The 17,939-nt window shown below is 71.4% G+C and carries 20 protein-coding genes and 3 tRNA genes; 5 read left to right on the top strand and 18 right to left on the bottom strand.

From position 1 onward, the window contains the following. The first annotated feature begins 95 nt into the window (after positions 1 to 95). Positions 96 to 1,127 carry an adenosine deaminase gene (locus ACFQZ6_RS21275; protein ID WP_381611471.1) on the top strand — a complete coding sequence of 344 codons (1,032 nt, stop codon included), beginning with the start codon at positions 96 to 98 and terminating at the stop codon, positions 1,125 to 1,127. A gap of 21 nt (positions 1,128 to 1,148) precedes the next feature. Here the strand turns inward: ACFQZ6_RS21275 and ACFQZ6_RS21270 are convergent, their stop codons facing one another. The 10 genes from ACFQZ6_RS21270 to ACFQZ6_RS21225 form a co-directional block, all read right to left on the bottom strand. Then, positions 1,149 to 1,838 carry a DsbA family protein gene (locus tag ACFQZ6_RS21270; RefSeq protein WP_381611469.1) on the bottom strand — a complete coding sequence of 230 codons (690 nt, stop codon included), beginning with the start codon at positions 1,836 to 1,838 and terminating at the stop codon, positions 1,149 to 1,151. 142 nt (positions 1,839 to 1,980) lie between these two features. After that, a complete protein-coding gene (locus tag ACFQZ6_RS21265; RefSeq protein ID WP_381611468.1) occupies positions 1,981 to 3,036 on the bottom strand; it encodes a UDP-N-acetylmuramate dehydrogenase in 1,056 nt (351 codons plus the stop codon). A gap of 112 nt (positions 3,037 to 3,148) precedes the next feature. Further along, positions 3,149 to 3,529: a DUF3291 domain-containing protein gene (locus tag ACFQZ6_RS21260; protein ID WP_381611466.1), complete on the bottom strand. Its 381-nt coding sequence runs from the start codon at positions 3,527 to 3,529 to the stop codon at positions 3,149 to 3,151. 41 nt (positions 3,530 to 3,570) lie between these two features. Continuing rightward, positions 3,571 to 5,046 (bottom strand): MFS transporter, encoded by a 1,476-nt coding sequence (locus ACFQZ6_RS21255; RefSeq protein ID WP_381611464.1) that lies wholly within the window; start codon positions 5,044 to 5,046, stop codon positions 3,571 to 3,573. 104 nt (positions 5,047 to 5,150) lie between these two features. Beyond that, a complete protein-coding gene (locus ACFQZ6_RS21250) occupies positions 5,151 to 5,723 on the bottom strand; it encodes a TetR/AcrR family transcriptional regulator (RefSeq protein ID WP_381611462.1) in 573 nt (190 codons plus the stop codon). 122 nt (positions 5,724 to 5,845) lie between these two features. Then, positions 5,846 to 6,274, bottom strand: coding sequence for a MaoC family dehydratase (locus ACFQZ6_RS21245; protein ID WP_381611460.1), 429 nt, complete (start codon positions 6,272 to 6,274; stop codon positions 5,846 to 5,848). 4 nt (positions 6,275 to 6,278) lie between these two features. Further along, positions 6,279 to 6,731, bottom strand: coding sequence for an FAS1-like dehydratase domain-containing protein (locus ACFQZ6_RS21240; RefSeq protein ID WP_381611458.1), 453 nt, complete (start codon positions 6,729 to 6,731; stop codon positions 6,279 to 6,281). A 116-nt stretch (positions 6,732 to 6,847) separates the two neighbouring features. Then, a complete protein-coding gene (gene rpmG / locus ACFQZ6_RS21235; protein WP_003948671.1) occupies positions 6,848 to 7,012 on the bottom strand; it encodes a 50S ribosomal protein L33 in 165 nt (54 codons plus the stop codon). A gap of 89 nt (positions 7,013 to 7,101) precedes the next feature. Further along, positions 7,102 to 7,174 (bottom strand) — tRNA-Met (locus ACFQZ6_RS21230). A gap of 46 nt (positions 7,175 to 7,220) precedes the next feature. Next, positions 7,221 to 7,293, bottom strand: a tRNA-Thr gene (locus ACFQZ6_RS21225). 269 nt (positions 7,294 to 7,562) lie between these two features. Here ACFQZ6_RS21225 and ACFQZ6_RS21220 point away from each other — a divergent pair. Beyond that, positions 7,563 to 8,822, top strand: coding sequence for an amidohydrolase family protein (locus tag ACFQZ6_RS21220; protein WP_381611456.1), 1,260 nt, complete (start codon positions 7,563 to 7,565; stop codon positions 8,820 to 8,822). A 114-nt stretch (positions 8,823 to 8,936) separates the two neighbouring features. Further along, complete coding sequence (locus ACFQZ6_RS21215) at positions 8,937 to 9,593, top strand: SDR family oxidoreductase (protein WP_381611454.1); 657 nt, start codon at positions 8,937 to 8,939, stop codon at positions 9,591 to 9,593. A 35-nt stretch (positions 9,594 to 9,628) separates the two neighbouring features. Here ACFQZ6_RS21215 and ACFQZ6_RS21210 read toward each other — a convergent pair whose 3' ends face one another. Together ACFQZ6_RS21210 and ACFQZ6_RS21205 are read right to left on the bottom strand one after the other, a co-directional pair. After that, positions 9,629 to 9,841: a hypothetical protein gene (locus ACFQZ6_RS21210; RefSeq protein WP_381618507.1), complete on the bottom strand. Its 213-nt coding sequence runs from the start codon at positions 9,839 to 9,841 to the stop codon at positions 9,629 to 9,631. 98 nt (positions 9,842 to 9,939) lie between these two features. After that, positions 9,940 to 10,021: transfer RNA gene (locus ACFQZ6_RS21205), tRNA-Tyr, on the bottom strand. A gap of 223 nt (positions 10,022 to 10,244) precedes the next feature. Between ACFQZ6_RS21205 and ACFQZ6_RS21200 the strand changes: the two genes are divergently transcribed. Continuing rightward, positions 10,245 to 10,733, top strand: coding sequence for a YajQ family cyclic di-GMP-binding protein (locus tag ACFQZ6_RS21200; RefSeq protein ID WP_381611452.1), 489 nt, complete (start codon positions 10,245 to 10,247; stop codon positions 10,731 to 10,733). Positions 10,734 to 10,818: 85 nt separating this feature from the next. Here the strand turns inward: ACFQZ6_RS21200 and ACFQZ6_RS21195 are convergent, their stop codons facing one another. Continuing rightward, positions 10,819 to 11,085 carry a GlsB/YeaQ/YmgE family stress response membrane protein gene (locus tag ACFQZ6_RS21195; protein ID WP_381611450.1) on the bottom strand — a complete coding sequence of 89 codons (267 nt, stop codon included), beginning with the start codon at positions 11,083 to 11,085 and terminating at the stop codon, positions 10,819 to 10,821. Between the two features lie 180 nt (positions 11,086 to 11,265). On the opposite strand from ACFQZ6_RS21195, the gene ACFQZ6_RS21190 reads away from it, so the two are divergent. Continuing rightward, the gene (locus ACFQZ6_RS21190) at positions 11,266 to 12,522 is read left to right on the top strand and encodes an APC family permease (protein ID WP_381611448.1); all 1,257 of its coding nucleotides are present in this window, start codon (positions 11,266 to 11,268) and stop codon (positions 12,520 to 12,522) included. Between the two features lie 45 nt (positions 12,523 to 12,567). Here the strand turns inward: ACFQZ6_RS21190 and ACFQZ6_RS21185 are convergent, their stop codons facing one another. From ACFQZ6_RS21185 to ACFQZ6_RS21165, 5 genes are all read right to left on the bottom strand, one after another. Further along, positions 12,568 to 13,134, bottom strand: a complete 567-nt coding sequence (locus ACFQZ6_RS21185; protein ID WP_381611447.1) for an SMI1/KNR4 family protein — start codon at positions 13,132 to 13,134, stop codon at positions 12,568 to 12,570. A 140-nt stretch (positions 13,135 to 13,274) separates the two neighbouring features. Next, complete coding sequence (locus ACFQZ6_RS21180; RefSeq protein ID WP_381611445.1) at positions 13,275 to 13,670, bottom strand: YccF domain-containing protein; 396 nt, start codon at positions 13,668 to 13,670, stop codon at positions 13,275 to 13,277. After that, positions 13,667 to 14,530 carry a zinc metalloprotease HtpX gene (gene htpX, locus ACFQZ6_RS21175; RefSeq protein WP_381611444.1) on the bottom strand — a complete coding sequence of 288 codons (864 nt, stop codon included), beginning with the start codon at positions 14,528 to 14,530 and terminating at the stop codon, positions 13,667 to 13,669. The genes ACFQZ6_RS21180 and htpX overlap by 4 nt, the downstream gene beginning before the upstream one ends. Before the next feature lie 250 nt (positions 14,531 to 14,780). After that, positions 14,781 to 16,340, bottom strand: coding sequence for an NADH-quinone oxidoreductase subunit N (locus tag ACFQZ6_RS21170; RefSeq protein ID WP_381611442.1), 1,560 nt, complete (start codon positions 16,338 to 16,340; stop codon positions 14,781 to 14,783). Next, positions 16,337 to 17,935 (bottom strand): complex I subunit 4 family protein, encoded by a 1,599-nt coding sequence (locus ACFQZ6_RS21165; RefSeq protein ID WP_381611440.1) that lies wholly within the window; start codon positions 17,933 to 17,935, stop codon positions 16,337 to 16,339. Before ACFQZ6_RS21165 ends, ACFQZ6_RS21170 begins: the two co-directional genes overlap by 4 nt. Between the last annotated feature and the right edge of the window lie 4 nt (positions 17,936 to 17,939).

Raw genomic sequence — 17,939 nt, 5'->3', positions numbered from 1 at the left:
CGTCCTTCGGGGCGCCCCCCACTTCTGTGTGCGAGCAAGACCACGAACGGGGAAAGCGCTACCGGGGCGCCAGGGGCGTACGGCAGGATCACGGAATGGAACGTGTACGTGATGTCTCTGCGCTGCCGAAGGCCCATCTGCACCTGCACTTCACCGGGTCGATGCGACCCGGGACCGTTCTGGAACTGGCCGACAAGTACGGCGTACGCCTCCCGGACTCGCTGACCGAGGCGCTGGTCAGCGGGGAGCCGCCGCAGTTGCGGGCCACGGACGAGCGGGGCTGGTTCCGCTTCCAGCGGCTGTACGACGCGGCCCGGTCGTGTCTGCGGCGGCCGGAGGACATCCAGCGGCTGGTGCGGGAGGCCGCGGAGGAGGACCTGAAGGACGGCTCCGGCTGGCTGGAGATCCAGGTCGACCCGACGTCGTACGCGCCCCGGCTCGGCGGGCTGATCCCCGCGCTGGAGGTCATCCTGGACGCGGTGGAGACGACGTCGCGGGAGACCGGCCTCGGGATGCGGGTGCTGGTGGCCGCGAACCGGATGAAGCACCCGCTGGACGCGCGGACGCTGGCGCGGCTGGCGGTGCGGTACGCGGACCACGGCGTGGTGGGCTTCGGCCTCTCCAACGACGAGCGGCGCGGTATGGCCCGGGACTTCGACCGGGCGTTCGCGATCGCGCGGCAGGGCGGTCTGCTGTCGGCCCCGCACGGCGGTGAGCTGACCGGCCCGGCGTCGGTGCGGGACTGCCTGGACGACCTGGAGGCGAACCGTATCGGCCACGGGGTGCGGGCGGCGGAGGACCCACGGCTGCTGAAGCGGCTGGCGGACCGGGGCGTGACCTGCGAGGTGTGCCCGGCGTCGAACGTGGCCCTCGGTGTCTACGAGAAGCCCGAGGACGTGCCGCTGCGCAGGCTCTTCGAGGCGGGCGTGCCGATGGCCCTCGGCGCCGACGACCCCCTCCTGTTCGGCTCCCGGCTGGCCGCGCAGTACGACATCGCGCGCCGCCACCACGGCTTCAGCGACCAGGAACTGGCGGAACTGGCCCGCCAGTCGGTGCGCGCGTCGGCCGCCCCGGAGGACGTGAAGGCGCGGCTCCTGGCGGGGGTGGACGACTGGCTCACCGACTGAGCCGGGAGGGGGCCGGGCCGGTCAGGTGTGCGCGCCCGTGAAGGCGATCACCAAGGGCAGCGTGTCCCTGTCGAAGATGCCGCCGAAGTACTCCTCGGAGACGAGGGTGCCGTTGACTTCCATGGCGGGCGTGCCGTCGGCCTGGGAGTCGTCGTACGCCTGCTGGGAGGCGGTCACGAAGTCGCGGTACTTCATGCCCTTCACCGCGGCGTCGAACTCGGGGCCGCGCAGTCCGCGTACCTTGGCGGCCATCTCCAGCAGGAACTCGTCGGTGTAGCCGTCGACGAGTTCCTCGGGCTGGTGGGCGAAGAGCACGTCGTGGTACTCGACGAACTTGCCCTCCTCCAGCGCGGCCCGCAGCGCGTTGGCGGCCTTCCGGGAGCCGTGGCCGGTGAGCCGGTCGTCGAGGAAGGACGCGAGGGTGTACTCGGTGCGGACGTCGCCGGAGAGGACCATCTCGCGCAGGGCGTCGGCGCCGCCCTCGGTCTCGAACTCCCCGCAGACCGGGCAGCGCATGTCCTCGTACAGGTGGACGGTGATCTCCGCCCGGGTGGAGCCCACGCGGATGGTGGTGCCGTCCGGTGCGATGCTCTCGGTGATCTGCTCGACGCTCTCGTACATCTCGGCGTCGTGCCGGTCGGTGCCGGTGTCCTCGTTGGCCCGCTGGCCGCAGCCGGTGGCGAGTGCCCCCGCCGCCACGAGCGCGGCCACGCCGTGCCACGCCCTTCGTCCCGCCCACATGGTCTGGTCCCTCCCCTTGGTCCGCGTCTCCCCTGACGCGGCGGAGGCCGACCCTATGTGATCTCTGTGCGGCGGCTCCACTCGTTTGCCGCGGCCACGCGCGCTGCCGTCTCTACAGGGTCACGCCGACGGTCACCGGCTCGTTGACCAGGGTGATGCCGAACGCCTCGCGGACGCCCGCGACGACCTCGCGGGCCAGCGTCAGCAGGTCCTCGGTGGTGGCGCCGCCGCGGTTGGTGAGGGCGAGGGTGTGCTTGGTGGAGATGCGGGCCGGGCCGGTGCCGTAGCCCTTGGTGAAACCGGCCTTGTCGATCAGCCAGGCCGCGGACGTCTTCGTACGGCCTTCTCCGGCCGGGTAGGCGGGCGGCTCGACGCCGTCGCCCAGGCGGTCGCGCACGCGCGCGTGGAAGGCGGCGAAGTCGGCGTCGGTGAGGATCGGGTTGGTGAAGAAGGACCCGGCGGACCAGGTGTCGTGGTCCTCGGCGTCCAGGACCATGCCCTTCCCGGCGCGCAGCTTGAGCACGGTCTCGCGCGCCCGCGTGACCGGCACCCGGTCGCCCACCTGGACGCCCAGGGCGCGGGCGGTCTCGGCGTATCTGATCGGCGCGGACAGCCCGTCCGCGTCCTCCAGGTGGAACCGCACCCGCAGGACCACGTACCGCTCGGGGTCGGCCTTGAAGCGGCTGTGGCGGTAGGAGAAGGCGCAGTCGGCGTTGGCCAGTGTCACCGTCTCGCCCGTGCGGCGGTCGTAGGCGATCACCTCGGTGATGGTGGAGGAGACCTCCTGCCCGTACGCCCCCACGTTCTGGATCGGTGTCGCTCCCGCGGAGCCTGGGATTCCGGCGAGGCACTCGACGCCGGCGAGCCCGGCCGCCACGGTGCGCTCGACCGCGTCGGTCCAGACCTCGCCCGCGGCCAGCTCCAGGCGGGTGCCGTCGAGTTCGAAGCCGGTGGTGGCGATGCGCAGGGCGGTGCCGTCGAAGCCCTTGTCGCCGATGACCAGGTTCGACCCGCCGCCGATCAGCAGCAGGGGCGTGCCGCTGGCGTCGGCGTCGCGGACGGCGGCGACCACCTCGGCGTCGGTCGTCGCGGTGACCAGCCGGGTGGCGGGGCCGCCCAGCCGGAAGGTCGTCAGCGGGGCGAGGGGGGCGTCGTGGAGTTCCTGCACGCGCCCAAGACTACGAGACGGCACTGACAGCGCGGGGCGCGGCGACGGCCGGGGACGGGCACGCGCGCGTACGGCCCCGTCGGCGGGGACGGGGCCGTACGCGCGCGTGGCGTCAGGTCAGGCGGCGTGCCGCTTCCGGCCAGCTCAGCGGGAGGTCGTCGCTTGACGTGGTCCAGGAGGCGAACTTCACGTCCCGCATCTGGGCGGCGAGGCCCCGCGCGGTGGGTGCGTGGGGGCCCGTGTGGGCGAACGCCTTGAGGGCTTCGGGTGACTCCCAGGCGGAGAGCGTCCAGAAGGTCCGCTTGAGGGGTTCGGCCTTCAGGGTGGCCCCGTAGGCGCCGGGCGCGCGGCTCACCTGCCGCCAGACCCCGGGCGTACGGGCGAAGAACTTGAGCGCTCCCCACAGGCTGCGGGTCTCGAAGCGGGAGGCGAAGACGTGGACGTCGGTGGCGCGGGGCGGGGTGTTGGGCTGGGTCCAGGGCAGAACAGGCATGTCGTGCTCCTTCCGTGCCGGGTTCCGTGCCGGGGGCCGGTTCAGTGGGCGGCGGTCTCGGCCAGCGGCCGGGGGTCCAGCTCGGGGAGGTCGGGGGCCGCCGTCCGACGCCGGGTGGGGATCATCAGGGCCGCCGCTCCGGCGAGCGCCACCACGGCCGCGCCGACGGCGATCGCGGGCCGCAGCCCGTCGACGAAGGTCTGCGGGGTCTCGTAGCCGCCCTGGGCCGCGAAGATCGAGGACATGATCGCGATGCCGAGGGCGCCGCCGACCTCGCGCAGCGCGTTGTTGGCGCCGGAGGCGATGCCCTGCTCCTTGGGTATGACGCTGCCCATCACCAGGGCGGACGCCGGGGCGAAGTACAGGGCCATGCCGACGCCGCTGATGATCAGGCCGGGCAGTTGGATGCCGTAGGAGGCGTCGGCGGTGATGACGTAGGCCAGGTAGCCGAGTCCGGCGGACTGGAGGAAGAGGCCGGTGGCGACGACGGGTCGGCCGCCGATCCGGTCGGAGAGGATGCCCGCGATCGGCGCGACGAGCATGGGCATCCCGGTCCAGGGCAACATGCGCAGCCCGGCCTCGGTGGGCGAGTAGCCGAGGACGCCCTGCATGTACTGGCTGAGCAGGAAGATCGAGCCGAACATGCCGAGGAACATCAGCAGGCTGGCCGCGTTGATCCCGGCGAAGGCGCGGGAGCGGAACAGCCGCATCGGCAGCATCGGGTTGCGCCCGCGGATGCCGTGCCGGACGAAGGCGGCCAGCAGGACGGCGCCCGCGGTCAGGCCCGTCAGCACGATCGTGTCGGTCCACCCGTCGGCGGGGCCGCGGACCAGGCCGTAGACGATGCCGAAGAGGCCGCCGCTGGCGAGCAGGGTGCCGGTGACGTCGAGCGGGTTGCCGGTGCCGTGGGACTCGGCGAGGCGGAGTCGGGCGAGGGGCAGCAGGGCGACGCCGAGGGGCACGTTCAGCCAGAAGATCCACTGCCAGGAGATGTGTTCGGTGAGGCTGCCGCCGATGAGGGGTCCGGAGGCGACGGCGAGTCCGTTGACGGCGCCCCAGATGCCGAACGCCATGCCGCGCCGTTCGGCGGGGACGGCGGCGGTCAGCAGGGTCAGCGTCAGCGGCATCATGACGGCGGCGCCGACGCCCTGGACCGCGCGGGCCGCGATCAGGGAGTCGATGCCCGGGGCCATGGCCGCGGCGGCGGAGGCGGCGGTGAAGATCGTGATGCCGACGAGGAAGAGCCGTCGGCGGCCGAAGCGGTCACCGAGTGCCGCGCCGAACATCAGCAGCACGGCGAAGGTGAGCGTGTAGGCGCTCACGGTCCACTCCAGGTCGTGCAGGGCGCCGCCGAGGTCGTCCCGGATCGCGGGCAGCGCGGTGGTGACGACGAGGTTGTCCAGGGCCGCCATGAATCCGGCGACGCTGGTGATGACGAGCGCCCAGACGACGCTCCCGCGCGGGGCGTCCGGTGGCGTGGACAAGGTCTTTGCGGGCTGTGCGGACTGCGGTGACATCGCTCCCCCTGAGCGTCCGATCACTTATACGGTTAGTAATTGCTGACTAACTTTTGCGGGCGTACGACGGCCCGGTAGTCCTCCGCGAGGAGGCGGCCGGACGTCTACCCGTCCTCCGCCTGCCGCCGCACCCGGGCGGAGACGTACAGCCCGTCCCACACCCGGTGTTCCGGCGGGAAGCCCATGGCGGCGAGAGTGTTGACGAGCATTCCGTAGGCCAGGAAGGTCGTGGTCTCGCCGATGTCGGCCCCGAGCGGCAGGTGCACGGTGTCCCAGATCTCCATCCAGCCCTTGCGCACCATCTCACCGAACTCGTGGTCCCCGGCCGCCTGGGCGGCGGCCACCGTGATGTACGTCTGCAACTGCATCTGGACCCGCTCGGGCTCCTCCGAGATCAGCCGCGTGTACGCCTCCGCCATGGCGTGCAGGGCCTCCTCGCCCCGCAACCCCTCGGCGGCCTTCTCGAACAGTTCGCGCGTGTCGCGCAGACAGCGCTCGGCGGCGGCCAGGAAGATCGCCTTCTTGCCGGGGAAGAGCCGGAAGAGGTACGGCTGTGAGACGCCCACCCGTTTGGCGATCGTCTCGGTGGAGGTGCCGTAGTAGCCGCTCCGCGCGAACTCGGTGATCGCCGCACGGATGACGCTCTCCCGTCGCTCTTCTGCGCTCATCCTGACCATGGGCAGTAAGTTAGTACTCAATCACTAACTAGGTCAAGAGGTCCCAAGGGCCGGGCTCTACGGGTCTCAGGCAGCGGAGAGGGGCACCCGCGCGGGTGCCCCTCTTCAGGCTTCTTCCGGGCTCACGCCAGGCGGACGACCGCCCGGGACATCCCCAGCACCTTCTGGCCGCCGCTGGTCGCGGTGAGGTCGACCCGGACGGTGTTGTCGTCGAGCTTGGCCGCCACCTTGCCGCTGACCTCGATGGTGGCGCCCTGGTCGTCGTTGGGGACGACGACGGGCTTGGTGAAGCGCACGCCGTACTCGACGACCGCGCCCGGGTCGCCGGTCCAGTCGGTCACCACGCGGATCGCCTCGGCCATGGTGAACATGCCGTGCGCGATGACATCCGGCAGGCCCACCTCCTTGGCGAACCTCTCGTTCCAGTGGATCGGGTTGAAGTCCCCGGAGGCGCCCGCGTACTGCACGAGTGTGGCGCGGGTCACGGGAAAGGTCTGCGCGGGCAGCTCGGCGCCGACCTCGACGTCGTCGTAGGCGATCTTGGCGGTCATCTGCTCACGCCTCCTCGGCCGCGCGGGCCACCAGCTTGGTGATGGCGGTCACGACGTGCTCCCCGGCCTCGTCGTGGACCTCACCGCGGATGTCCAGGATGTCGTTGCCCGCGAGGGACTTGATCGTCTCGATGGTCGAGGTGACCGTGAGCCGGTCCCCGGCGCGCACCGGACGGCTGTAGGCGAACTTCTGGTCGCCGTGCACCACCCGGCTGTAGTCCAGGCCGAGCTGCGGGTCCGCGATGACCTGTCCGGCGGCCCTGTAGGTGATCGCGAAGACGAAGGTCGGCGGGGCGATCACATCGGGGTGGCCCAGTTCCTTGGCGGCCTCCGGGTCCGTGTAGACCGGGTTGGCGTCCCCCACGGCCTCCGCGAACTCACGGATCTTCTCCCGACCCACCTCGTAGGGGGCGGTGGGCGGGTAGGTCCGCCCGACGAAGGACTGGTCGAGCGCCATGGCTCGGCACCTCCTGGTGTCTGCTGCTGTGTGCTGCCGCTGTGGCTGGTGGTCTGCTGCCAAACGCCACGAGGCCGCCCCTGTACGCCAGGGACGGCCTCGTGAAACGAGCCTAGTTATCGCGTTTCGCGGTGCGCGGTGTGCGCGTTGCAACGCGGGCAGTGCTTCTTCATCTCCAGTCGGTCCGGGTTGTTACGCCGGTTCTTCTTGGTGATGTAGTTCCGCTCCTTGCACTCCACGCAGGCCAGCGTGATCTTCGGGCGGACGTCGGTGGCAGCCACGTGAGTGCTCCTTGACGAACGGATGGGATGATTTAACGCAAGAAAGAGTAGCCGATCGAAGGACCGACCCCACAATCGGCTACTGTCAGTAGCGGTGACCGGACTTGAACCGGTGACACAGCGATTATGAGCCGCTTGCTCTACCGACTGAGCTACACCGCTTCGATGCGATCAGATCCCGCCTCACGGCGGGAACCTCACACACCAGAGCCCCAAAACGGAATCGAACCGTTGACCTTCTCCTTACCATGGAGACGCTCTGCCGACTGAGCTATTGGGGCGAGCGATGAAGACATTACACGGTCAGCGGCGGTTCACCCAAATCCGTTTCCCGCCGCCCGCCCGACCCCGCGCGACGGGCCGCGCAGGGGCCCCAGGGAACGCACCGGCACCACCCGTCCAAGCGGCTGACCACGCCGTACGCACGACCGCGGACCACACCGGTACGACTATTGCGCTCCTCCCCGCCGCGGGCTGATCACCGTCCTAGGCTCGACTCACTCTGCGTGATCATCTGTTTCCCTGGATGCCCGCGACCCCCTGGAGTGCGATGCCCGACAGTCAGCCGCAGCCGCCCCACTCGTCGTCCTCCCCGGGCTCGCCGGGCCAGCCCGACGCGGCCCCCCTGCTGCTGTGCGGGGCCCGCCTCGCCGACGGCCGCACCGTGGACGTACGGCTGAGCGGCGGGCACATCGAGGCCGTGGGCACCGTCGGCAGCCTCGGCCCGGTGCGCGGCGGCGGGACGCGCCTGGACCTCGGCGGCTATCTGCTGCTGCCCGCCCCCGCCGAACCGCACGCCCACGCCGACACGGCCCTGTCGGCCGACGAGGACGGCCCAATCTCCTACGACCCCCAGGACGTCCAGCGGCGCGCCACCGAGGCCGCACTGCTCCAGCTCGGGCACGGCGCCACCGCCGTACGGGCGCACGCGCGCGTGGGGGACGTCCAGGGGCTCGGCGTCCTGGAGGCCACCCTCCAGGCGCGCCGCTCGCTGCGCGGGTTCGCCGAGCTGACGACGGTGGCGGTGCCGCGCGTGCTGACCGGGGCCGCGGGGGCCGACGGTCTGGCGATGCTGCGGGACGCGCTGAAGATGGGCGCGTCCGTCGTCGGGGGCTGTCCCGACCTGGACCCGGACCCGGGTGGCTACGCGGAGGCGGTGCTGGAGATCGCGTCCGAGCACGGCTGCCCCGTCGACCTGCACACCGACGCCGCCGATCCGGCGCGGCTCGCCCGGCTCGCGGCGATGGCGGGCGGGCTGCGTCCCGGCGTGGCCATCGGCCCGTGCGCCGGGCTCGCCGACCTGCCCGCCGACCTGGCCGCCCGCACGGCCGACCAACTGGCGGCGGCCGGGGTCTCGGTGGTCTGTCTGCCGCAGGGCGGCTGCGCGGGCGCCGACCGGCGCGGCACGGCACCGGTACGGCTGCTGCGCGCGGCCGGGGTGCGGGTCGCGGCCGGGAGCGGTGCCCTGCGGGACGTGTCCAACCCGGTGGGCCGCGGGGACCCGCTGGAGGCGGCGTTCCTCCTCGCCTCCCGCCACGGGCTGCGCCCCGAGGACGCCTACGACGCCGTCAGCGCCTCCGCGCGGGCCGTGCTGGGGCTGCCGGAGGTGCGGGTGGAGGCCGGTTTCCCGGCCGAGCTGCTGGCGGTCCGCGGGGACCGGCTCGCGGGGGCGCTGTCGTTGGCGTACAGCCGGATCGTGGTGCACCGGGGGCGCGTTGTGGCGCGGACCAGCGCGGTGCGGGAGTACTGCAACACGGCGGTGACGTCGGAGCTGGGGTTGCCTCGGCAGGGGCGGGGGGAACTGTCCTGACCGGGGGCCTGGGCCCCACGGACCCGCCCTCTGGGACGCCGCACCCGTGCGGCGAAGGCGGCCTCTGGGACACCCTGGCGGCGAAGGCGGCTGGCCGGGCGTACGGTCGAAGACATGCGCATTGTCATCGCTGGTGGTCATGGACAGATCGCGCTGCGGCTGGAGCGTCTGCTCGCCGCGCGCGGATACGAGGTCGCGGGCATCATCCGCAAGCCGGAGCAGGGCGACGACTTGCGGGAGGCGGGCGCCGAACCGGTGCTGCTCGACCTGGAGTCGGCCTCGGTGGAGGAGGTCGCGGCGCACCTCCAGGGCGCCGACGCCGCCGTCTTCGCGGCGGGCGCGGGGCCGGGCAGCGGCGCCGCGCGCAAGGACACCGTGGACAAGGGCGCGGCGGTGCTGTTCGCCGACGCCGCCGTACGCGCGGGCGTACGGCGCTTCCTGGTCGTCTCCTCGATGGGCGCGCACCCCGGGCACGAGGGGGACGAGGTCTTCGACGTCTACCTGCGCGCCAAGGGCGAGGCCGACGAGCACGTACGCGGCCTGGACGCCCTGGACTGGACGATCCTGCGCCCCGGCGCCCTCACCGACGACCCCGGCACCGGCCTGGTCCGCCTGGAGGCCCACACCGGCCGTGGCCCGGTCCCCCGCGACGACGTGGCCACCACCCTCGCCGAACTCCTGGAGACCACGGCGACAGCGGGCCTGACCCTGGAACTGGTCTCCGGGTCCACACCGGTACCGGTGGCGGTGAAGGCGGTGGCGGGCAACTGACGCTCGGGGGCGTGAGAACAGTTGGCCCTGGGGCGTCAGAACAACGGCAACTGCCCCGGGAACTCCGGCACGACGAACCCGTCAAGCCCCGGCTGTACGGCATCCAACTGCGCCCACCGCCGTGACCCGGGGCACGACACCAGTTCCCCGCTCTCCCGCGCCCCCGGCGGATCGTGCCGCGCGAACCGCCCCGCGACGACCGCGATCTCCCGACGGCACTCGGGGCACCTCCTACGACGGCTGACCATGCCCCCAGTCTGCCCGTCCACGCGCCCTCCTCCACCCCACTCCCCCAACGCGAAGACCCCGCCCCCTGCGTTTCCGCAGAGGACGGGGTCTTCTGATGTGGCGGCGCCAGGATTCGAACCTGGGAAGGCTGAGCCGGCAGATTTACAGTCTGCTCCCTTTGGCCGCTCGGGCACACCGCCGGGTTTGCCGCCAAATCGAACCGCCTTTCGGCTGTGCTCGCTGGCAACGACGTAAACAATACCCGATACGCAGGGGTGCTTCGCCACCTGATTGATCGGCACCCGGAGCGCGGAGGGTGGCTAGGCTTGTCCGGATGCGGCCCGCGCCCCCTATCGGTCGTGGCCGCCGTCGCGTACGCCGCTACGCACCCGATACGCACCCGGACACAAGGAGCCACAGGACATGGCCGACTCCAGTTTCGACATCGTCTCGAAGGTCGAGCGGCAGGAGGTCGACAACGCCCTCAACCAGGCCGCCAAGGAGATTTCCCAGCGTTACGACTTCAAGGGCGTGGGTGCCTCGATCTCGTGGTCCGGCGAGAAGATCCTCCTGGAGGCGAACTCGGAGGACAGGGTGAAGGCCGTCCTCGACGTCTTCCAGTCCAAGCTGGTCAAGCGCGGCATCTCGCTGAAGGCGCTGGACGCGGGCGAGCCCCAGCTCTCCGGCAAGGAGTACAAGATCTTCGCGACGATCCAGGAGGGCATCTCCCAGGAGAACGCGAAGAAGGTGGCGAAGATCATCCGCGATGAGGGGCCCAAGGGCGTGAAGGCCCAGGTGCAGGGCGACGAACTGCGCGTCACCTCCAAGAGCCGGGACGACCTCCAGGCCGTGATCTCCCTGCTGAAGGGCAAGGACTTCGACTTCGCCCTGCAGTTCGTGAACTACCGGTAGGGACGGCAGGGGCAGCAGGGGCAGTAAGGACGGTCTTCGGAGGGTGGGCACCAAGTGCCCGCCCTTCCGGCTGCCCGGCGCCCCCTCAGTCCCGTGAGTTGCCGAACAGGAGGCGGTAGGCCACCAGGAGGACGAACGAGCCGCCTATCGCCGCCAGCCAGGTCGTGCCGTCGTAGAAGTCCTTGCTGACCGGGTGGTCCAGCCAGCGGGCCGAGATCCAGCCGCCTGTGAAGGCGCCCGCGATGCCGATGAGGGTGGTGCCGATGAGGCCGCCCGGGTCGCGGCCCGGCAACAGGAACTTGGCGATGGCCCCGGCCAGGAGTCCCAGGATGATCCAACTCACGATGCTCATGCCGTGAACCTGCCCTTCCGTGCTGTGGCCGCACCTTGATCGGGATGTGTTTTCCCGATCGTGGTCAGGGAGCCTCTCGGTGCCCTGCCGCGTGTGCGTTGGCGCGGTGTTGGTGCGGTGTTGATGTTCAGGACGGCTGCCCCGCATCCGGCGGTTGCGCCGCTCAGTAGAGTGCGCCGCATGACACAGTCCGGCGCTGAACTGCGGCGCACCCTGGGCGTCGGTGACGCCGTGGTCATCGGGCTCGGCTCGATGGTCGGGGCCGGGATCTTCGCCGCGCTGGCCCCCGCGGCCCACGCGTCCGGGTCCGGGCTGCTCCTCGGGCTGGCGGTCGCCGCGGTGATCGCCTACTGCAACGCCATGTCGTCGGCGCGGCTGGCCGCCCGCTACCCGGCGTCGGGCGGCACGTACGTGTACGGGCGGGAGCGGCTCGGGGAGTTCTGGGGTTATCTCGCGGGCTGGTCGTTCGTCGTCGGCAAGACCGCCTCCTGCGCGGCGATGGCGCTGACCGTGGGGGCGTACGTCTGGCCGGAGCAGGCGCACGCGGTGGCCGTCGCCGCCGTGGTGGCGCTGACCGCGGTGAACTACGGCGGCATCCAGAAGTCGGCCTGGCTGACGCGGGTGATCGTCGCGGTGGTTCTGGCTGTCCTCGCTTCCGTGGTCGTGGTCTGTCTGGGGTCAGGGGCCTCGGACGCCGAGCGGCTGGGCCTCGGGGCGCCGGACGGGGCGGGCGGTGTGCTCCAGGCCGCCGGGCTGCTCTTCTTCGCCTTCGCCGGGTACGCGCGGATCGCCACCCTCGGTGAGGAGGTGCGGGATCCCGCGCGCACCATCCCCCGCGCGATCCCGCTGGCGCTCGGCATCGCGCTGGTGGTGTACGCGTGTGTCGCGGTCGCCGTCCTTTCCGTGCTGGGGGCGGATGAGCTGGGCCGGGCCACGGCGCCGCTGGCCGACGCGGTGCGGGCGGCCGGTGTGCCGGGGCTGGCGCCGGTGGTGCGGGTGGGGGCCGCCGTGGCCGCGCTGGGTTCGCTGCTCGCCCTGATCCTGGGCGTCTCGCGGACCACGCTGGCCATGGCGCGGGACCGTCATCTGCCCGGCGCCCTGGCGGCCGTCCATCCCCGCTTCCAGGTGCCGCACCGGGCGGAACTGGCCGTGGGCGTGGTGGTCGCGGTGCTGGCCGCCACGGTGGACGTGCGCGGCGCGATCGGCTTCTCCTCCTTCGGTGTGCTGGCGTACTACGCGGTGGCCAACGCCTCCGCATGGACGCTGGACAGCTCGCCCGTGGCACGCGCCGTGCCCGCCGTGGGCCTGCTCGGGTGCGTGGTGCTGGCGCTCTCGCTGCCGGGGGTTTCGGTGGTGGTGGGTGCCGGGGTGCTGGTGGTGGGTGTCGTGGCGTACGGCGTCCGGCGGTGGGGGGTTGGGCGGCGGGCGCGGGGTTGAGCGTCGAGGGCGCGGGGTGAGGGGAGCGGGTCTGGGCTGGCTGGCCTAGGCGGTCGGGTGGCCTGCCGTGCGTAGGGGGAAGTCGGGCCAGGGCTCCATGTCCATGCCGTCGTTCGTCTCCTCGTACCAGCCGGTGCCGTCGAGCCAGGCGGTGAGCCAGGCCGTGAGGCTGGGGGCGTCGACGTACCACGCCTGGTCGGCTTCGTCCGCGTTCGGTTCGAAGAGCAGGACGGGGGCCTCCGGGCTCAGGCAGTCCACGCAGGCGTACATCGCGCAGCCCCAGTGGGATATCGGCAGGACGCCTTCGGGCCAGGGCCAGTCGGGGTCCTCGACGCCCTCGGCGCGGTTGGTGAGGTACTGCGTGACGGCGGCGGGCTCGTCGGCGGGCGCGTTGTCGAGCAGGGGCAGCAGTCCGTACTCCGGGCCGAAGCCGCCGTCCCCTATCCGCAGGTAGAGCGCGGCGAGCAGCGGGGGCAGCCGGAAGCCCAGGGCGGCCTCGGCGCGGGCCACCGTGGCGGCGTCCACGGGGCGCGGCAGTGATGTCCAGCCCCACGGGCGGGTGTTGCGGGCCTTGTCGGCCACCCGTGTCAGCAACTGCTCGTTCTCGGTCATGGGTTCATGATGCAAGGCACCACTGACAATCGAGCGGGCCTGTGGAAAACCTGCCGCCTGTGGACAACTCCGTGCCCCGGACCGCCCGTCGGGGCGCATGTCGGTGCGCTTCGGTGCGCTTCGGTGCGCCCGGTGGCGCCTTACACGGTGGCGGTGAAGGGCTGGTCGGTGCGGACGATCTCGCGGCCGAGGGGCAGCAGCGAGACCGGGATCAGCTTGAAGTTGGCGATGCCCAGCGGGATGCCGATGATCGTGACGCACAGGGCGATGCCGGTGACGATGTGCCCGATGGCCAGCCACCACCCCGCGAGGACCAGCCACAGCACGTTGCCGACGCAGGAGGCGGCGCCCGCGTCACGGCGCTCGACGGTGGTGTACCCGAAGGGCCACAGGGCGTAGACGCCGATGCGGAAGGCGGCGATGCCGAAGGGGATGCCGATGATCGTGACGCAGAGCAGCACGCCCGCGAGCAGATAGGCCAGGAACAGCCAGAGGCCGCTGAGGACGAGCCAGATGATGTTGAGGATGGTCTTCATCGACTACGACCTGCCATCTGCTCAAGGCGGGAGATGCGTTCCGCCATGGGCGGGTGGGTGGAGAACATCTTGGACAGCCCCTGGCCGGGCCGGAACGGGTTGGCGATCATCATGTGGCTGGCGGTCTCGATGCGGGGCTCCGGGGGCAGCGGTAGTTGCTTCGTGCCCGCCTCCAGCTTGCGCAGGGCGCTGGCCAGGGCGAGGGGGTCGCCGGTGAGCTGGGCGCCGGAGGCGTCGGCCTCGTACTCCCTGGACCGGCTGATGGCCAGTTGGATGAGGGTCGCGGCGAGCGGGCCCAGGATCATGATCAGCAACATGCCGAGCAGGCCGGGGCCGTCATCGTCGTCGGAGCGGCCGATCGGGATCAGCCAGGCGAAGTTGACCAGGAACATGATCACGGAGGCGAGGGCGCCCGCGACCGACGAGATGAGGATGTCGCGGTTGTAGACGTGGCTCAGCTCGTGCCCGATCACGCCGCGCAGTTCGCGCTCGTCGAGGATGCGCAGGATGCCGTCCGTGCAGCACACGGCGGCGTTGCGCGGGTTGCGGCCGGTGGCGAAGGCGTTGGGCGCCTCCGTCGGGGAGATGTACAGGCGGGGCATCGGCTGGCGGGCCTGCGTGGAGAGGTCGCGGACCATGCGGTACAGCGCGGGGGCCTCGAACTCGCTGACCGGGCGGGCGCGCATGGCGCGGAGCGCGAGCTTGTCGCTGTTCCAGTACGCGTACGCGTTGGTCCCCAGGGCGATCAGGACCGCGACGACGAGCCCCATGCGGCCGAAGAAACTGCCGATGACGATGATGAGTGCGGACAGTCCCCCGAGGAGTACTGCGGTCCTGAGCCCGTTGTGCCGGCGGTGCACGGTACGCCCTCCAAGTGGTGCGGCAGGGGAACCCATTGCTTGCGATCTGCTTGGTGAACCTGCTTGCTGATCTGTGAATCCGCTGGTGTCGTGGTGTCACGTCCAGTGGACCCTCCCGCTCTGGTCAACGCCAGGCGGGAGGGACTAGTTCCCTTGTGCGTGCGGCGGCATGTGTGGGCCGTCCGGGTGACGGGCTGCCCGCTCGCCGGTCAGGAGAGTCCGCCGCCGGTCAGAAGAGTCCGGTTGTCGATCAGAAGAGTCCGGTGTCGGCGAAGCGCAGCACGAGCTGGGGCGCTCCGGACAGTCCGACGCCGAGTACGGCGGTCAGGGCGATCGCGGCGGTGAGGGGCGTGGGGACGAGGTGCTTCTCGGGCTGGTCCGCGGGCTGTCCCTCGGGCGCGCGGAAGAGCAGCGCCGTCCACTGGAGGTAGTAGAACAGCGCGATCACGACGTTGGCCGCCATGACGACGGCCAGCCAGCCGAGGCCCGCGTCGACGGCCGCGGAGAAGACGGCGACCTTGGCGAACAGGCCGATGATGCCCGGCGGCAGTCCGGCGAGACAGAGCAGGAAGAACGCCAGGAGGAGCGCGGTGAGCGGGTTGCTGGCGTAGAGGCCGCGGTAGTCCGTGATCCGGTTGAGTGACCTCGTACGGCCGACCAGTGCGGCCACCGCGAAGGCGCCGAGGTTCACGGCGGCGTACATGAGGGCGTAGGCGACCGTGGAGCCGATCGAGCGCTCGGCGTCGTCGGAGTACGCGGCGGCGGCGATCGGTACGAGGAGGTAGCCCGCCTGGCCGACGGAGGACCAGGCCAGCAGGCGTACCGCGCTGTACGCGCGCGTGCCCTGCTGGTGGAGGGCGCCGACGTTGCCGACGGTCATGGTGAGCGCGGCCAGCGCGGCGAGGGCGGGGCCCCAGACGTCGGCGTACGACGGGAGGGCGACGACGGTGACGAGGATAAGGCCGGTGAAGCCGACCGCCTTACCGACGACGGACAGGTAGGCGGCGACCGGCAGGGGTGCTCCCACGTAGGTGTCGGGCACCCAGAAGTGGAAGGGCACGGCGGCGGTCTTGAAGGCGAAGCCGACGAGGGTGAGGACGACGCCGGTCTGGGCGAGGGTGTGCAGTTGCCCGTCGACGTCCTGGATGCGCTCGGCGATGCGGGTGAGGTGGAGGGTGCCGGTGGCGGCGTAGACGAAGCTGACGCCCATGAGGCTGACCGCGGTCGCGGTGACCGAGGACAGGAAGAACTTCAGGGCGGCTTCGGAGGATCTCTTGTCGCCGTGCCGGAGGCCCACGAGGGCGAAGGCGGGCAGGGAGGCGACCTCCAGGGCGACGATCAGGGTGGCGAGGTCGCGGGAGGCGGGCAGCAGGGCGGCACCGGCGGCGGAGGAGAGCAGCAGGAACCAGAACTCCCCTTCGGGGAGTCCTCCGCGCGCGTCCTTCAGGGCGGTCACCGACAGCAGCGCGGTGAGGAGGGCGCCGCCGAGGACCAGGAACTGGACGACGAGGGTGAAGCGGTCCGCCGTGTAGCTGCACACGTCCGGGGCGCCGGTCAGGCAGAAGGTGGAGCGGTCGCCGTCCAGCAGCGGCAGCAGCATCAGCGCGGACGCGGCGAGGCCCGCCACGGACACCCAGCCCAGCACGGCCTTCCTGGCGTCGGCCACGAAGAGGTCCGCGACGAGCACGACGAGGGCGACCAGGGCGGCGATGGTCGGCGGCGCGACGGCGAGCCAGTCGACGGACTGGACCACGGACTGGGCGGTCACCGTGGACTCGGCGACCGTCACGGTCGGGGCCGGAAAGCTCATCGGGTGCCTCCTGCGAGGAGCTGCTGCACGGCCGGGTCGGTCAGACCGAGCAGGGTCTTGGGCCACAGCCCGGCCACGACGGTGAGGGCGACGAGCGGCGCCCAGGCCGCGTACTCGTAGCGCTGGACGTCAGCGAACTTCGGGGCGTCCTGCTCGACGGCGCCCATGCAGACGCGGCGGACCACGATCAGCAGGTAGGCGGCGGTGAGGAGGGTGCCGAACGCGCCGATCGCCATGAAGGTGAGGAAGGCGGGGCGGCTGAGGTCGGCGGCGGGCTCGAAGGCGCCGAACAGGGCCAGCATCTCGCCCCAGAACCCGGCGAGGCCGGGCAGGCCGAGCGAGGCGACCGCGGCGAACGCGAGCAGGCCGCCGAACCGGGGTGCCTTGCCGTACAGCGCGGCGCCGGTGCGGTCGGCGAGGGTGTCGAGGTCCGTGGTGCCGGTGCGGTCCTTCAGCGCGCCGACCAGGAAGAAGAGCAGGCCGGTGATGAGGCCGTGGGCGATGTTGGCGAACAGGGCGCCGTTGACGCCGGTCGGGGTCATGGTGGCGATGCCGAGCAGGACGAAGCCCATGTGGCCGACGGACGAGTAGGCGATGAGGCGCTTGAGGTCGCCCTTCGCCCCGCGTTTGGCCAGGGCCAGGCAGGCCAGGGACCCGTAGATGACGCCGACGACGGCGAAGGCGGCGAGGTACGGCGCGAAGGTGCGGAACCCGTCCGGCGCCACCGGCAGCAGAATGCGGACGAACCCGTACGTTCCCATCTTCAGCAGGACGCCCGCCAGCAGCACCGAGCCGACGGTCGGGGCGGCGGTGTGGGCGTCGGGCAGCCAACTGTGCAGCGGCCACATCGGCGTCTTCACCGCGAGCCCGAGACCGATCGCCAAAGCGGCGGTGACCTGCACGGATGTACTCAGCGACCGGCCGTTGTCAGTGGCGAGTGCCATCATGTCGAACGTGCCCGCTTCGAGTCCGATGAGGAGCAGGCCGAGCAGCATGACGACGGAGCCGAGCAGCGTGTAGAGGATGAACTTCCAGGCGGCCTCGGCCCGGCCCTCGCCGCCCCAGCGGGCGATGAGGAAGTACATCGGGATCAGGACCATCTCGAAGGCGAGGAAGAACAGCAGCAGGTCGAGGACGGCGAAGGTGGCGAGGGTGCCGGACTCCAGGACGAGCAGCAGCGGTACGAACGCCTTCGGGGACGGGCCCGAGGCCCGCGGCGTGAGCCGCTGATGTCGCTGCTTGGAGTAGGAGTAGAGCGCGCAGAGGAAGGTCAGCAGCGCGGTCAGGACCAGAAGGGGGAGGGAGATGCCGTCGATGCCGAGGTGGATCCGCACGTCGAGTGCCGGGATCCAGTTGATGTCCGTCGTGGCCTGCATCTTCGACGGCTGGTCGTGGTCGAAGCCGAGCACGAGGACGATCGCGGCGATGAGCACGGCCCCGGTGACGGTCACGCCGTGCCGCAGCGCGGCCTGCTCGGGTGACTTCCCCTTCAGTCCGGGCGGGGCGGGCAGCAGAGCGGCGGCGGCGCCGAGGAGCGGGCCGACCACGACGAACGCCAGAAGGAACTGCATCACGGACTCGCTGATATCGATCACGCCT

The sequence above is a fragment of the Streptomyces flavalbus genome (assembly GCF_042674625.1).
GTDB lineage: Bacteria > Actinomycetota > Actinomycetes > Streptomycetales > Streptomycetaceae > Streptomyces > Streptomyces flavalbus.
This window is presented reverse-complemented; position numbering and strand designations above follow the sequence as displayed.

Coding starts and splice junctions, on each gene's coding strand:
- ACFQZ6_RS21275 (WP_381611471.1), top strand. CDS start 96: ATGGAACGTGTACGTGATGTCTCTGCGCTGCCGAAGGCCCATCTGCAC.
- ACFQZ6_RS21260 (WP_381611466.1), bottom strand. CDS start 3,529: ATGCCTGTTCTGCCCTGGACCCAGCCCAACACCCCGCCCCGCGCCACC.
- ACFQZ6_RS21255 (WP_381611464.1), bottom strand. CDS start 5,046: ATGTCACCGCAGTCCGCACAGCCCGCAAAGACCTTGTCCACGCCACCG.
- ACFQZ6_RS21250 (WP_381611462.1), bottom strand. CDS start 5,723: ATGGTCAGGATGAGCGCAGAAGAGCGACGGGAGAGCGTCATCCGTGCG.
- ACFQZ6_RS21245 (WP_381611460.1), bottom strand. CDS start 6,274: ATGACCGCCAAGATCGCCTACGACGACGTCGAGGTCGGCGCCGAGCTG.
- ACFQZ6_RS21240 (WP_381611458.1), bottom strand. CDS start 6,731: ATGGCGCTCGACCAGTCCTTCGTCGGGCGGACCTACCCGCCCACCGCC.
- ACFQZ6_RS21220 (WP_381611456.1), top strand. CDS start 7,563: ATGCCCGACAGTCAGCCGCAGCCGCCCCACTCGTCGTCCTCCCCGGGC.
- ACFQZ6_RS21215 (WP_381611454.1), top strand. CDS start 8,937: ATGCGCATTGTCATCGCTGGTGGTCATGGACAGATCGCGCTGCGGCTG.
- ACFQZ6_RS21210 (WP_381618507.1), bottom strand. CDS start 9,841: ATGGTCAGCCGTCGTAGGAGGTGCCCCGAGTGCCGTCGGGAGATCGCG.
- ACFQZ6_RS21200 (WP_381611452.1), top strand. CDS start 10,245: ATGGCCGACTCCAGTTTCGACATCGTCTCGAAGGTCGAGCGGCAGGAG.
- ACFQZ6_RS21195 (WP_381611450.1), bottom strand. CDS start 11,085: ATGAGCATCGTGAGTTGGATCATCCTGGGACTCCTGGCCGGGGCCATC.
- ACFQZ6_RS21190 (WP_381611448.1), top strand. CDS start 11,266: ATGACACAGTCCGGCGCTGAACTGCGGCGCACCCTGGGCGTCGGTGAC.
- ACFQZ6_RS21185 (WP_381611447.1), bottom strand. CDS start 13,134: ATGACCGAGAACGAGCAGTTGCTGACACGGGTGGCCGACAAGGCCCGC.
- ACFQZ6_RS21180 (WP_381611445.1), bottom strand. CDS start 13,670: ATGAAGACCATCCTCAACATCATCTGGCTCGTCCTCAGCGGCCTCTGG.
- ACFQZ6_RS21170 (WP_381611442.1), bottom strand. CDS start 16,340: ATGAGCTTTCCGGCCCCGACCGTGACGGTCGCCGAGTCCACGGTGACC.